Raw genomic sequence first — 695 nt, 5'->3', positions numbered from 1 at the left:
TTTTATGGTAATTCTGGGCCTTTTAGTGGACTTGATGAGTTATTTTAATGACATCCTTCAGTTTTAGAGAAGGACGTTGAGCAAAGATGCTGATCTCAGAATGAGGGGATGAACCAGAAGATAAGGCGTGCTGGATAGCTTTATTTTGATGTATCTGATTAGCGGCCTTTGTTAGAGCATTTTGCAAAAAGATGGTGCTCTTTTTCACTCGTTCCACTCGGTAAAAAGAAAGAGCAGTTCTCCGAATCATGGGCACGTCGGAAAAACACCGCCGCCCCCTTCATTCTACGTCCTGCTCTAAGGCTTCAATTCTTGAATTCGTCGTCTGAGCCGAAAAAGAAATATGGAAATACTTTTATGCAGCATTTCGGAGGTATTTTTATTGTCTGTGGGACGCAACTTGCTAGTTTACTGACGGGTCAATATCCGCTCATCAGATACCCCCGCAGCTCTGCGACTCCAGGCCGCGAAATCCGTTGCGGACTCCAGTACGGCCTCACAATCAGGGCAACAGAGGTAAGCCCAGCTCCTTCAGAAACTCGTTGTGTTCCCTGGCGGCCTTCTGAATCCGCGTTTCAATAGCTGTCAGGTCTCCGTACACCCGATCCAGGTCTATTTCGTCCTCGGCCTGGTCGGTGCTGACATAGCGGGTAATGTTCAGGTTGTAGCCGTTCTCGCGGATTTCATCCATGCTG

The 695-nt window shown here is 47.8% G+C and carries 1 pseudogene; it reads right to left on the bottom strand.

Annotated features, from left to right (window positions below):
• Positions 1–502: 502 nt before the first annotated feature.
• Positions 503–695, bottom strand: a pseudogene (locus tag QZ269_RS13200) (type I restriction-modification system subunit M); the annotation flags it as partial.

The sequence above is a fragment of the Deinococcus sp. genome, assembly GCF_018260405.1.
GTDB lineage: Bacteria > Deinococcota > Deinococci > Deinococcales > Deinococcaceae > Deinococcus.
Note: the sequence above shows the minus strand (reverse complement) of the source record. Positions and strands in the feature narration are given on the sequence as shown.